This is a genomic window from Mesorhizobium sp. NFR06, assembly GCF_900115245.1.
Classification (GTDB): domain Bacteria; phylum Pseudomonadota; class Alphaproteobacteria; order Rhizobiales; family Rhizobiaceae; genus Mesorhizobium.
The window spans coordinates 48832-60366 of sequence record NZ_FOVT01000011.1 but is presented as its reverse complement, the minus strand read 5'-3'; the positions used below and the strand labels follow the sequence as shown (position 1 = coordinate 60366).

Annotated in this window: 15 protein-coding genes; 4 read left to right on the top strand and 11 right to left on the bottom strand. The window is 64.0% G+C overall.

Translation table 11 applies throughout. The features are described 5' to 3' along the window. Positions 1 to 59: 59 nt before the first annotated feature. From F3H96_RS19490 to F3H96_RS19460, 7 genes are all read right to left on the bottom strand, one after another. Positions 60 to 938 (bottom strand): 3-hydroxybutyryl-CoA dehydrogenase, encoded by an 879-nt coding sequence (locus F3H96_RS19490; protein ID WP_149803354.1) that lies wholly within the window; start codon positions 936 to 938, stop codon positions 60 to 62. Between the two features lie 204 nt (positions 939 to 1142). Further along, positions 1143 to 2072, bottom strand: coding sequence for an electron transfer flavoprotein subunit alpha/FixB family protein (locus F3H96_RS19485; RefSeq protein WP_149803353.1), 930 nt, complete (start codon positions 2070 to 2072; stop codon positions 1143 to 1145). Positions 2073 to 2095: 23 nt separating this feature from the next. Beyond that, positions 2096 to 2845: an electron transfer flavoprotein subunit beta/FixA family protein gene (locus tag F3H96_RS19480; protein WP_149803352.1), complete on the bottom strand. Its 750-nt coding sequence runs from the start codon at positions 2843 to 2845 to the stop codon at positions 2096 to 2098. Positions 2846 to 3007: 162 nt separating this feature from the next. After that, a complete protein-coding gene (locus F3H96_RS19475; protein WP_149803351.1) occupies positions 3008 to 3817 on the bottom strand; it encodes a rhomboid family intramembrane serine protease in 810 nt (269 codons plus the stop codon). Positions 3818 to 3838: 21 nt separating this feature from the next. Further along, on the bottom strand, positions 3839 to 4420 hold the full coding sequence (locus F3H96_RS19470; protein ID WP_149803350.1) for a cob(I)yrinic acid a,c-diamide adenosyltransferase: 582 nt from the start codon (positions 4418 to 4420) through the stop codon (positions 3839 to 3841). Positions 4421 to 4500: 80 nt separating this feature from the next. Continuing rightward, positions 4501 to 4692, bottom strand: coding sequence for a twin transmembrane helix small protein (locus F3H96_RS19465; RefSeq protein ID WP_149803349.1), 192 nt, complete (start codon positions 4690 to 4692; stop codon positions 4501 to 4503). A gap of 25 nt (positions 4693 to 4717) precedes the next feature. Further along, positions 4718 to 5584 (bottom strand): SDR family oxidoreductase, encoded by an 867-nt coding sequence (locus tag F3H96_RS19460; protein WP_149803348.1) that lies wholly within the window; start codon positions 5582 to 5584, stop codon positions 4718 to 4720. Between the two features lie 58 nt (positions 5585 to 5642). On the opposite strand from F3H96_RS19460, the gene F3H96_RS19455 reads away from it, so the two are divergent. After that, entirely contained in the window at positions 5643 to 6494 is an 852-nt protein-coding gene (locus F3H96_RS19455; RefSeq protein WP_149803347.1) for a YihY/virulence factor BrkB family protein, read from the top strand. Between the two features lie 93 nt (positions 6495 to 6587). On the opposite strand, the gene F3H96_RS19450 is transcribed toward F3H96_RS19455, so the two are convergent. Next, on the bottom strand, positions 6588 to 7493 hold the full coding sequence (locus F3H96_RS19450; protein ID WP_149803346.1) for a DMT family transporter: 906 nt from the start codon (positions 7491 to 7493) through the stop codon (positions 6588 to 6590). A gap of 184 nt (positions 7494 to 7677) precedes the next feature. Here F3H96_RS19450 and F3H96_RS19445 point away from each other — a divergent pair, with 184 nt between their 5' ends. Next, positions 7678 to 7935, top strand: coding sequence for a hypothetical protein (locus tag F3H96_RS19445; protein ID WP_244620064.1), 258 nt, complete (start codon positions 7678 to 7680; stop codon positions 7933 to 7935). On the opposite strand, the gene gluQRS is transcribed toward F3H96_RS19445, so the two are convergent. Continuing rightward, on the bottom strand, positions 7936 to 8805 hold the full coding sequence (gene gluQRS / locus F3H96_RS19440; RefSeq protein ID WP_149803484.1) for a tRNA glutamyl-Q(34) synthetase GluQRS: 870 nt from the start codon (positions 8803 to 8805) through the stop codon (positions 7936 to 7938). 91 nt (positions 8806 to 8896) lie between these two features. On the opposite strand from gluQRS, the gene F3H96_RS19435 reads away from it, so the two are divergent. Both F3H96_RS19435 and F3H96_RS19430 read left to right on the top strand, forming a co-directional pair. Further along, entirely contained in the window at positions 8897 to 9556 is a 660-nt protein-coding gene (locus tag F3H96_RS19435) for a DNA-3-methyladenine glycosylase (protein ID WP_149803344.1), read from the top strand. A gap of 111 nt (positions 9557 to 9667) precedes the next feature. Further along, complete coding sequence (locus F3H96_RS19430) at positions 9668 to 10225, top strand: HNH endonuclease (RefSeq protein ID WP_149803343.1); 558 nt, start codon at positions 9668 to 9670, stop codon at positions 10223 to 10225. A 166-nt stretch (positions 10226 to 10391) separates the two neighbouring features. Here the strand turns inward: F3H96_RS19430 and F3H96_RS19425 are convergent, their stop codons facing one another. Both F3H96_RS19425 and F3H96_RS19420 read right to left on the bottom strand, forming a co-directional pair. After that, the gene (locus F3H96_RS19425; RefSeq protein WP_149803342.1) at positions 10392 to 10910 is read right to left on the bottom strand and encodes a disulfide bond formation protein B; all 519 of its coding nucleotides are present in this window, start codon (positions 10908 to 10910) and stop codon (positions 10392 to 10394) included. A gap of 23 nt (positions 10911 to 10933) precedes the next feature. Then, positions 10934 to 11524: a YqaA family protein gene (locus F3H96_RS19420; RefSeq protein WP_149803341.1), complete on the bottom strand. Its 591-nt coding sequence runs from the start codon at positions 11522 to 11524 to the stop codon at positions 10934 to 10936. Between the last annotated feature and the right edge of the window lie 11 nt (positions 11525 to 11535).

Genomic DNA, 11535 nt, shown 5'->3' with positions numbered 1-11535 from the left:
TCAGGTCGACTCGATCTGAAATCTGAATCCGGCTCTTAAGCATTTGCATTAGTCTAGGCTCAGCGCGTCGGTACCGGATGGTCGCCGCGATAGTCGTAGAAGCCGCGGCCGGTCTTGCGACCGAGCCAGCCGGCCTCGACATATTTCACCAGCAGCGGGCAGGGGCGGTATTTCGAGTCCGACAGGCCCTCATGCAGCACCTGCATGATCGACAGGCAGGTGTCGAGGCCGATGAAGTCGGCAAGCTGCAGCGGCCCCATCGGATGGTTGGCGCCGAGCCGCATGGCGGTGTCGATGGCATCGACCGTACCCACGCCTTCGTAGAGCGTGTAGATCGCCTCGTTTATCATCGGCAAAAGGATGCGGTTGACGATGAAGGCCGGGAAATCCTCGGAGACGGTGATCGTCTTGTCGAGGTGCTTCACATAGGTCTTGGCCGTCTCGAAGGTCTGGTCCTCGGTGGCGATGCCGCGCACCAGCTCGACCAGTTTCATCACCGGCACCGGGTTCATGAAATGTATGCCGATGAAGCGCTCGGGTCGGTCGGTCTGGGCGGCGAGCCGGGTGATCGAAATCGACGAGGTGTTGGTAGCCAGGATCGCTTCCGGATTGAGCTGCGGGCAGAGCTGCGCGTAGATCTTGCGCTTGACCGTCTCGTCCTCGGTGGCCGCTTCGATCACCAGGTCGGCGGCGGCAAGATCGGACATGGCAGGGGCAGCGGAGATGCGCGCCATCGCTTCGTTGCGCGCCTTCTCCTCCAGCTTGCCGGAGCCCACCTGGCGGGCCATGTTGCCACTGATGGTGGCGATGCCCTTCTCGATCCGATCCGGCGATATGTCATGGATCAGGACCTTGTAGCCACCAAGCGCCGAGACATGGGCGATACCGCCTCCCATCTGACCCGCGCCGACAATGCCGATCGTCTCGATCTTGCTCATTACCCCGATCCCGTCTGGAGCATTTCCGCTTTCTTGAAGCGGGAAAAATGCTCCTATTCGTTTATTTTCCGCCATCCGGATGCGAAACGGCCGGAATAGCTTGTCAGGCCTTGATGGCCCGATTTTTGTGCAGTGCAAACTAAAAGGGCGGGGCGACTTCGTCTACCCCACCCTTCGGATTTTAATATGCAAGAGCCGGAAGCGTCAAAGCGCCTTTTGCAACTCGGGCAGGATGACGAAGAGATCGCCGACAAGGCCGTAGTCGGCAACCTGGAAGATTGGCGCTTCCTCGTCCTTGTTGATGGCCACGATGACCTTCGAATCCTTCATGCCGGCCAGATGCTGGATGGCGCCGGAAATGCCGACGGCGATGTAGAGGTCGGGCGCGACCACCTTGCCGGTCTGGCCGACCTGCCAATCGTTGGGGGCATAGCCTGCGTCGACCGCGGCGCGCGAGGCGCCGACGGCGGCGCCGAGCTTGTCGGCTACCGGCAGGATGACCTCCTGGAACTTCTCCGAGGAACCGAGCGCACGGCCACCCGAGATGATGATCTTGGCCGAGGTCAGCTCCGGGCGATCGTTCTCGGACAGCCTGTTCTCGACGAAGGACGAGAGGCCGGGATTGGCGGCGGCATTCGCCGTTTCGACCGAGGCAGCGCCACCTTCCGGCGCAGCTTGAAACGAGGCGGTGCGCACCGTGATCACCTTCTTGGCGTCGGTCGACTGCACGGTCTGGATGGCGTTGCCGGCATAGATCGGCCGCTTGAAGGTGTCGGGCGAGATCACCTCGATGATCTCCGACACTTGGGCGACATCGAGCAATGCGGCCACGCGCGGCGCCACATTCTTACCCGACGAGGTGGCAGGCGCCACGATCGCGTCGTAAGAGCCGGCGAGCGAAACGACTAGCGCCGCCAGCGGCTCGGCGAGACGCTCGGCAAGCTCGTCGGCTTCGGCGAGCAGCACCTTACGAACACCTTTCAGCTTGGCGGCGGCATCGGCCGCGCCCTTGGCGCCCTTGCCAGCCACCAGAACATCGACATCCGAGCCGATCTGGAGGGCCGCGGACAGCGCCTTGGCGGTCTGGTCGGAAAGGGTTGCGTTGTCGTGTTCGGCGATGAGGAGAATAGCCATTTTCCTGTTCCTTTCCTGACCGCTTAGAGCACGCCGGCTTCGTTCTTGAGCTTATCGACCAGTTCGGCCACCGACTTCACCTTGACGCCCGCCTTGCGGCCGCCCGGCTCCTCGGTCTTGATCACCTTGAGGCGCGGCTTGACGTCGGCGCCATAGTCGGCGGGGCTCTTCTCGTCGAGCGGCTTCTTCTTGGCTTTCATGATGTTGGGCAGCGAGGCATAGCGCGGCTGGTTGAGGCGAAGGTCGGCGGTCACGATCGCCGGCATTTTCAGCTCAACCGTCTGCAGGCCGCCGTCGACCTCGCGCGTCACCTTGGCCTTGTCGCCGTCGAGCACGATCTTGGAGGCGAAAGTGCCCTGCGCCCAGCCCAGCAGTGCCGCCAGCATCTGGCCGGTCTGGTTGGAATCGTCGTCGATCGCCTGCTTGCCGAGGATGACGAGGCCGGGCTTCTCGGCCTCGACCACGCCCTTCAGCACCTTGGCGACGCCCAGCGGCTCGGTCTGTTCGTCGGTCTTGACCAGGATGGCCCGGTCGGCGCCCATGGCGAGCGCTGTGCGCAGCGTCTCCTGCGCCTGCTGCGGACCGACCGAGACGACGATGATTTCTTCCGCCTTGCCGGCTTCCTTGATGCGGATCGCTTCCTCGACCGCGATCTCGTCGAACGGGTTCATTGCCATCTTGACGTTGGCAAGCTCGACGCCCAGTCCGTCGGCTTTCACCCGAACCTTGACGTTGGCGTCCACAACCCGCTTCACGGGCACAAGGATCTTCATTTTCCTGTCACCTCTCCTGAGATAGTCGGGGCGCTATAGCAGCGAGCGCCCTGCCAGAGTTGTCGAAAGCCGACATTCCGGGCGGAATATCCGCCCAACGGTGCCGTTTCCGTAGTGGCGGCAAACCGGCGCGTCAATATCCCACGAGGCACCCAAATCGGTTCAGTCGCGGGGCGCTGCCGCTCCTCGGCCCCATTGCGACGCCGGCTGCGCCGGGGCGCCGTCGCTCGCGACCGGTTCGACGGGAACGGGGGGCGGCTGGACGTTCGGCGTCGGGTCCGGCTCGCCGTCGGCGCCGGCCAGCAGCGGCACGCCGCGGCTGCGCAGCACCAGCACCAAGATCGACCCGGCGATGATGCCGCCGATATGACAGGCCCAGGAGATCCGGTCCTCGCCGCCGGCGGCAAACATCACAACCTGGAACAGGATCCACAGGATCAGCGGGATGAAGGCCGGGATGCGCAGCGGAATGCGGGCAAAGGCCAACACCCAGACCTTCACGCGAGGGTAGAGGATCAGATAGGCGGCGACGACGCCGGCAATGGCGCCTGAGGCGCCGATCAACGGCACCTGCGAATCCCAGGCCACCAAGCCCTGGAAAAACGCGCCGGCGACGGCGCAAGCCAGGTAGAAGATCAGATAGCGGATATGGCCGAGCGCGTCCTCGACATTGTCGCCGAACACCCACAGGAACAGCATGTTGCCACCGAGATGGAAGATATCGGCGTGCAGGAACGAGTAGGTAAGGTAGCTGAGGCTCTCCGGGATGACGATGAATTCGGGTGACAGCTCGACCTTGTCGTGTACCACCGACGGAATGAAGCCGAGACCGAGAACGGCGGCATTGGTGAAGTTCTCACCGCCAAGCGTGGTCGCCAGATAGGCCAGCGCATTCACCACGATCAGGCCGATCGTCACATATTGCAGGCGGATGTGACGCAGCCTGTTGGTGTCGTAAAGCGGGATGAACATCTGACCCTCCCACCTGCGAATTCAGCGGTTCTTGCCAGGAACCCATAGCACGTCGGCCTTTCCATTGTCATTGACCGCGCGGGCGGCGACGAACAGGAAATCCGAGACGCGGTTGATGTATTTGAGCGCCTCGCCGTTGACGTGTTCAGCCGAATCCTGAGCCAGCGCCACCATGATGCGCTCGGCGCGGCGCGCCACGGTGCGAGCCAGATGGAGTGCCGCGGCCGCCGGCGTGCCGCCGTTGAGCACGAAGGATTTCAGCGGCTGCAGCTCCTTGTTGAGGAGGTCGATGTCCCGCTCGACGCGGTCGGTCTGGGCGGCGACGATGCGCAGCGGCTCGTAGTCCAGCGGCTTGCCGTCGTCCGGCACGGCGAGATCGGCTCCCAGATCGAACAGGTCGTTCTGGATGCGCGAAAGCATCGCGTCGATCGCCGGATGCCCGGCGGCTATGTGGATGCGGGCCATGCCGATGCAGGCATTGGCCTCGTCGACGGTGCCGTAAGCGTCGACGCGCAGGTCGGATTTCAGCCGCCGCTCGCCGGTCCCGAGACCAGTGGTGCCGTCGTCGCCGGTGCGGGTATAGATCTTGTTGAGCTTGACCACGCCGTCCCCCTTGAGCGATTTTTGACGCAATTCCGGACGGAAAACCGTCTCACACTTTTCCTGGAATTGCCAAGCCCGTGCTATTTGCGCGTGAAGTAGACCACCAGCAACAGTAGCGCCAAGGCCACGGCCTGCAGGACGATGCGCGTCTGCATCAGCTTGTTCGAGGTGAAGCCGGAGCCGCCGCGCATCATGTTGATCAGGCCGCGAACCAGCACGACCGCCACGGCGGCCATCGCGACGACGGCGAGGATCTTGAGGACGATGACCATCTGGCTGGCTCCGGTTCCGGTTGGGTCAGGCGCGCCTGGCGAGCACGCGGTAGAGCAGGGACGCCGGCAAGATGCGTTTCAGCACCACGCCGATCTTAGCCGGCACCGTTACCACATAGTGCGGGCGCGGGCGCTGTGACAGAAGCGCGTGGCGCAGCGCGTTGTGCACGATCTCGGGCCCGGGCTTCAGCTTCGACACGCTGCCGCCCGCCTGAAGCCGGGCGAGTTGCGCCTGATAGTCGCCGCGGTGCACGGAATTCTCGACGTCGATATTCTTCAAAAACCAGGGCAGGCCGTTGCTGGCGATCTTCGACGTCACCGGCCCCGGCTCGATAAGCGAGAGGTGGATGCCGCTGCCTTCGAGCTCCTGGCGCATGCAGAGCATCAGGCCCTCGATGGCGTGTTTGGACGCCGAATAGGCCCCGCGAAAGCGGACAGGCGCGAGCCCGAGGATCGAGGAGCAGTGGACAAGGCGACCGTGCCCCTGGCGTCGCATGACCGGCACGACGCGCCGGGTGAGATCATGCCAGCCGAAGAAGTTGGCCTCGAACTGCTCGCGCAGCGCCGCGACGGGCAGGTCCTCGACCGCGCCGGGCTGCGCATAGGCGCCGTTGTTGAACAGCGCATCAAGCCGGCCACCGCTGCGTTCCAGCACTGCTTCGACAAGCGCGGCGATGGATTCGGGCTCACGATAGTCGAGATAGAAGGCTTCGATGCCGTCGGATTCGAGGGTGGCGATATCGGCCGGTTTGCGAGCGGTTGCGAACACCCGCCAGCCTTCCACCTTCAAGGCCCGGGCGCAATAGGCACCGATGCCGGAGGATGCGCCGGTGACGATGATTGTGCGCAACTCTTCGGCGGCGGGAATCGTCGTGTGACCTGGGGTTGCCATTTGCTGCAATCACTTCCCATATTCGCGGCGTCGACACAATCGAGCGGAGCACGGGCCCTTGCTACGGAATATCGTTGCCGTCAGGCGCGTGCTCTACGATGCCATTGGCCATTTCAACACCGATGACGGCTGGGCGATGGCCAGCCATCTGGCGATTACCTCGCTGATGGCGCTGTTTCCATTCCTGATCTTCGCCACGACGCTTGCCAGTTTCCTCGGCGCGCGCGCCTTCGCCGACACGGCCGTGCATCTGGTCTTCGACACCTGGCCGGAGCAGATCGCCAAGCCGATCGCGCGTGAGGTGCAGAACGTGCTCACCGTGCGGCGCACCGACCTCCTGACCTATGGCGTGTTGCTTGCGGCCTATTTCGCGTCGAACGGCATCGAGGCGTTGCGCACCTCACTCAACCGCGCCTATCGCGTCACCGAGACGCGCGGCATCATCCACCGCAGGGTCCAGAGCATCATCTTCGTCCTGATCGCCACGGCCTGCTTCCTCGCCGTCAGCGTGCTTTTGGTGTTCGCGCCGCTGCTGGCGCGGCTGGCGGAAGCGCATCTGGAATGGATCAAGCCCTATATGGGCACGATCACCATCTGGCGTTACGTGGTTGCCTCCACGGTCATCGTCATCGGGCTGTTTTCGGTGCATATCTGGCTGCCGGCCGGCCAGCGCCGCTTCGTCTCGATCATACCTGGCATCGTCTTCACGCTCGTCGCCTGGCTGCTAGGGTCGACGATCTTCGCCACCTATCTCGACCATTTCTCGTCCTATGTGACGACCTATGCCGGGCTCGCCTCGATCATGATCGCGGTCGTCTTCCTCTACATCATCTCGGCGATCTTCATCCTCGGCGGCGAACTCAACGCTGCGATCAGCCGCTATCTGGAGGCGCGCGCGCGCGTCGGCTGAATCGATACCGGTCGGACGGAGGAACAGAGGAAATGAGGAATTGAAGAACTGAAGAATTGGGGAAAAGGCGCCAACACTTGGCTCCGCGCTTCTTCAATTCTCCAGTTCTTCAATTCTCCAATTCCTCTTTCCTGGCTGCCGCGCGGTCGCCAGGGCGACGCCAAGCGTGGCGATTGCCATGCCGGCGATCTGCAACAGGTTGAGCCGCTCGTCGAAAAGCGCCCAGGCGATGACAGCGGTAACGGCCGGCACGAGGTAGAACAGCGAGGCGACCTTGGACATCTCGCCGTCCCTGATCATCACCATCAATAGGAAGATGGCGCCGACCGACAGCACCAGGACCAGCCAGGCCGTGGCGAAGATCAGTTCGCCATTGACGGTGATGGTGCGCGTCTCGAAGGCGAGGGAGCCCAGGATCATCACGGCGGACCCGCCGACATACTGCCACATCGTCGCCGACACCAAATCGCCGCCGGAGGCGTAGCGCTTCTGCCAGATGGTGCCGGCGCTCATGCCGAGCACCGAGATCAGCGAGGCAGCGAGCGTCGTCGATGTGACGCCGCCGCCCATCGCGCCGAGCTTTGGCCACAGCACGATGACGACGCCAACAAGGCCGACGGCAAGGCCGACCCAATGGCGCGGCAGGATCGCCTCGCCGAGGAATTTCCCGGCGAGCACGGCGGTGATCAGCGGCTGCAGGCCGACGATCAGCGCCGAGAGCCCTGCCGGCATGCCCCTGTGGATCGCCCAGAAGACGGCGCCGAGATAGATGCCGTGCATGAGGACGCCAGCCACCGTGGCGTGCAGCGCCTCCTCGCGTGTCGCCCGGTGTGAGCCAAGCAGGACGGTCAGGCCGGCAAACAGGATCGCCGCCAGCACGAAGCGAATGGCAAGGAAGGTGAAGGGCTCCGCCCAGGGCATGGCGTAGCGCGCGCCGATGAAGCCGGTCGCCCACAAAACGACGAAGGAGGCGGGAATGAACCGCTTGATGCTCTGCATGGGGGGAGGCTGCCGGGATGAACGGTTGATGACGGCAATTGCTCTAATGCCGTTCAATCCGGCAAGCAAAACGAAACGGTTGATCCATAAGCTAAATTGAATTCAACAAACCGTGCCAACAGGGGCATGGCGCTTTGCAGCGCCATGGTGAGGCATGTTTTCGCATCTCGACACGAGCTGGCTTTTGTTCGCCTTCGCGATCATTGCCGCATTTGGTTTTTTCTTCGGCACGGCGCTCGACGCGATCTTGAGGGAAGGCGGTTTCGGCCCGACCGGCAACACGCTGCTTTTCATCATCGGCTTTGTTGTCGCGGTGGTGGTTGCCAACAAGCATGGCATCAGCCTGAGCGATCTCAAGCTGGCAGTCGCGTGGGGGCTGGGCGGCGCCTTCGCCTTCATCAGCGTGCTGGCACTGATCAAGGCCGGGCTGGCACGTCTATGATCAAAGCCCAACCAGCCGCTTGACGTCCTGCGGCGATACGCCGGCATCCCGAAGGGCGGCGAGGCCGGTGTCCTTGAAGCTCTTGGACAGTTTCCTGCCGTCCGGGCCAAGGATCAGGCGGTGGTGAAAATAGCGTGGCGCCGGCAGGCCGAGCAATTCCTGCAGCAGGCGCTGCACGCCCGTCGCCGGATAGAGGTCGTGGCCGCGCACGACATGGCTGACGCCCTGCAAGGCGTCGTCGACGACGACGGCGAGATGGTAGCTGGTCGGGATATCGCGGCGCGCCACGATGACATCGCCCCAGGCCCGCGGCATTGCTTCGACGGTTCGCGTCGCGGACATCATCTCGTCGGTGAATTCGGCAAATGACAGGGCGCCTGTGGCGCCCGCCATCGCTGCCGCGACATCGAGCCGCCAGGCGAAGGGCATGTTCTCGGCGATGCGCCGCTTGCGCTCCTTGGCCGGCAGGGCCTTGTCGAGCGGCGGGTAGAGCGGCACGCCGTCGGGATCGCGCGGCCAGTCGCGGCCGCCGGTCTCAGCGATGAAGGCGCGGATCTCGCCCCGGCTCATGAAGGCCGGATAGACGAGTTCGTCGGCGATCAGCCGGTCAAGCACCGCCCGGTATTCGGCAAAATGCTCGGACTGGCGGCGTACCGGCCGTTCCCAGTCCAGCCCCAGCCATTCCAGGTCGCGGAAGATGCCGGCTTCGAATTCCGGCGTGCAGCGGGCGGTATCGATATCCTCGATGCGCAGCAGCAGCCGGCCGCCGGCCCGCGCCCCCATGCGCTGGTTGAGCAGGGCCGAATAGGCATGACCCAGGTGCAATTCGCCGTTGGGGCTCGGCGCGAAGCGGAATGTCAGGAGCGTCATCTCCGAGGCGGCATTCGGGTTGTCAGGCGCTTTTGCGCGTTGGTAACTAGCCATCAATTGCCACTTCGCGGGCGCCCTGGGAACAAGCAACGTGCAACGCATCGCCTCGCTCGACGACATTGCGACAGGGCTCGACGCGCTCTGCCGGATCGATCCGCGGCTGGAGAGAGTGCGCGGCAGGGTCGGCGAGGTGCCGCTCCGACTATCGGAGCCAGGGTTTCAAAGCCTTGCCTCGATCATCGTGTCACAGCAAGTGTCGCGCGCCAGCGCCGACGCCATCTTCGGGCGGCTGCTCAAGCTGGTCGATCCGCTGACGCCGGAAGCGATCCTTGCCGCCGGCGAGGGCATATTTCGCGAGGCGGGGCTGTCGCGGCCGAAACAGCGTGGATTGCTCGCCGTCGCGCAAGCCGTCGCCGGCGGGCTCGATCTCGGTCACCTGTGCACGCTCGACGCCGGCGAGGCGATCGCCGCGATGACGGCCGTGCCCGGCATCGGCCCATGGACGGCGGAGTGCTACCTGTTGTTTGCCGCCGGCCATGCCGACGTGTTCCCCGCGCGCGACGTGGCGCTGCAAACGGCGGTTGGTCATGCGCTCGGCATCGACCCGCGTCCGCCGGAAAAAATGCTGATCCGGCTGGCCGAATCATGGAGCCCCTGGCGAGGTGTCGCGTCGCGGCTTTTCTGGGCCTACTACCGGGAACTGAAGGGCAGGGACGCGGCGCCCACCGTCGAAAGTGTCAAAAAAGCCTGAAAATCATGCGTTTTTTGGAACTTCGTCGCGCGACAATCCGCTTCACATCCCTGTCATGTCGGGCTTACAGTATCCGCGCCGATCGGTTCTAGAAGCAAGGAGGCATAGGACGTGACGGTTGCCGTATCTCCGGATGGGCTTCCCGCGCTGGTGCTGAATGCGGACTATCGCCCGCTCAGCTACTACCCCCTGTCGCTCTGGTCGTGGCAGGACGCCATCAAGGCTGTCTTCCTCGACCGGGTCAACATCGTCGCCGAATACGAGCACGCCGTCTCATCGCCGACCTTCTCGATGAAGCTGCCGAGCGTGGTCAGCCTCAAGGCCTATGTGAAGCCGTCAAGGCATCCCGCCTTCACGCGCTTCAACGTCTTCCTGCGCGACCGCTTCCAGTGCCAGTATTGCGGCACGCCGGAGGATTTGACCTTCGACCATGTCATCCCGCGCCATCGCGGCGGGGCGACGACCTGGGAGAATGTCGTCGCCGCATGCTCGCCCTGCAATCTTCGAAAGGGCGGCATGATGCCGGCGCAGGCCAAGATGTGGCCGCTGCAGAGGCCCTATCAGCCGACAGTGCACGACCTGCACAACAACGGCCGCCTGTTTCCGCCCAACCATCTGCATGAAAGCTGGATGGATTATCTGTACTGGGATGTCGAGCTGGAGCCGTAGAGTTCGGCACAAATCCGCGAGCCCGGCCGTCTGCCGCAGCTTTCTGCGCTCCCCGTGCTCACGTACTTAAGTACGCTCCGCTCCGGTTCTCGAAAGCTGCACCAGCCAATCCGGGCTGGCGAATTTCTGGACGAACTCTGCGTCGTGCCACCCCATGGGAATTGGCTCAATCGCGCGCGAGCGCGCTGCGGAAGGCGACCGCCGCCAGGATGAGGCTGGCGACGGTGTTCCAGCCGGCGAGCGACAGGCCGAGGATGCGCAGCGCCGCCTTATCGCAGGAGGGCGGCACGAACTTGTCGAGCGCGTCGAGCACGCCCTTGCCGCCGGTGTCGACAGGGCCGGCGCCGGCCGTGCAGTCGGCCGGGCCCTGCCACCAGCCCCATTCGACGCCGGAGTGGTAGACGCCGAGATAGAGGCCGTAAAGCATCAGCAAACCGCCGATCGCCAGCAGCCCGCGCGTCACCCAGGCCGGCGCGCGCAGCATCGAGGTGATCGCCGCCAGCAGCATCAGCGGCGCGCCGATATAGTAGGGGGTGCGCTGCTCCAGGCAGAGATGGCAGGGGATGTAGCCGCCGATATATTGGAAGGCCAGCGCCGAGCCGACCGTCGCGGCCATGGCGACGGCGAGAAAGAGCGCCGCGCGGGTGCGCTGGCGTCCGGTGTCGGCAGTCATGGTCGCTGTCATCGATGGGGTCCGTTGTTGCGTCGCTATCCGTGGGCGTATCTGACGAGGATATAGAGCAAAATCAGGGCAGCGGCGCCGGCGCCGACAATCGTCCCCAAGCGCTTTTCGATGAACTCCTTGATCGATTCGCCATAGCGGCGCAGCAGCCAGGCAAGCAGCAGGAAGCGGGCGCCGCGCGCCACGATCGCAAGCCCGATGAAGAGCAAGAGATTGACGCCGATGACGCCGGACAGGATCGTCACCACCTTGATCGGCGGCAGATGGGCCGCGCCTGAGGTGACCAGCATCAGGATGATGAAGCCGATGCCGGACGAGGTGCGCAGCTGCTCGAACTCGTCATATTTGCCGTAGAATTCGAGCACCGGCTTTGCCACGGCCTCGTAGGCGTAGTGGCCGATGAACCAGCCGAAGATGCCGCCCAGGACCGAAGCGACGGTGGCGATCAGCGCATAGCGGTAGGCGCGCCCGGGTTTCGACAGCGCCATCGGCAGAAAGAGCACATCGGCCGGCACCAGGAAGACCGAGCTTTCGACGAAAGCGATAAAGGCCAGCCACCATTCGGCGGATTTGCGGGCCGCCAGCGACAGGGTCCAGTCGTACAGTCCGCGAAGCATCGGCTCTCCTG

Coding starts and splice junctions, on each gene's coding strand:
- F3H96_RS19420 (WP_149803341.1), bottom strand. CDS start 11,524: ATGCTTCGCGGACTGTACGACTGGACCCTGTCGCTGGCGGCCCGCAAA.
- F3H96_RS19450 (WP_149803346.1), bottom strand. CDS start 7,493: ATGCAGAGCATCAAGCGGTTCATTCCCGCCTCCTTCGTCGTTTTGTGG.
- F3H96_RS19475 (WP_149803351.1), bottom strand. CDS start 3,817: ATGTTCATCCCGCTTTACGACACCAACAGGCTGCGTCACATCCGCCTG.
- gluQRS (WP_149803484.1), bottom strand. CDS start 8,805: ATGACGCTCCTGACATTCCGCTTCGCGCCGAGCCCCAACGGCGAATTG.
- F3H96_RS19485 (WP_149803353.1), bottom strand. CDS start 2,072: ATGGCTATTCTCCTCATCGCCGAACACGACAACGCAACCCTTTCCGAC.
- F3H96_RS19480 (WP_149803352.1), bottom strand. CDS start 2,845: ATGAAGATCCTTGTGCCCGTGAAGCGGGTTGTGGACGCCAACGTCAAG.
- F3H96_RS19425 (WP_149803342.1), bottom strand. CDS start 10,910: ATGACAGCGACCATGACTGCCGACACCGGACGCCAGCGCACCCGCGCG.
- F3H96_RS19490 (WP_149803354.1), bottom strand. CDS start 938: ATGAGCAAGATCGAGACGATCGGCATTGTCGGCGCGGGTCAGATGGGA.
- F3H96_RS19460 (WP_149803348.1), bottom strand. CDS start 5,584: ATGGCAACCCCAGGTCACACGACGATTCCCGCCGCCGAAGAGTTGCGC.
- F3H96_RS19465 (WP_149803349.1), bottom strand. CDS start 4,692: ATGGTCATCGTCCTCAAGATCCTCGCCGTCGTCGCGATGGCCGCCGTG.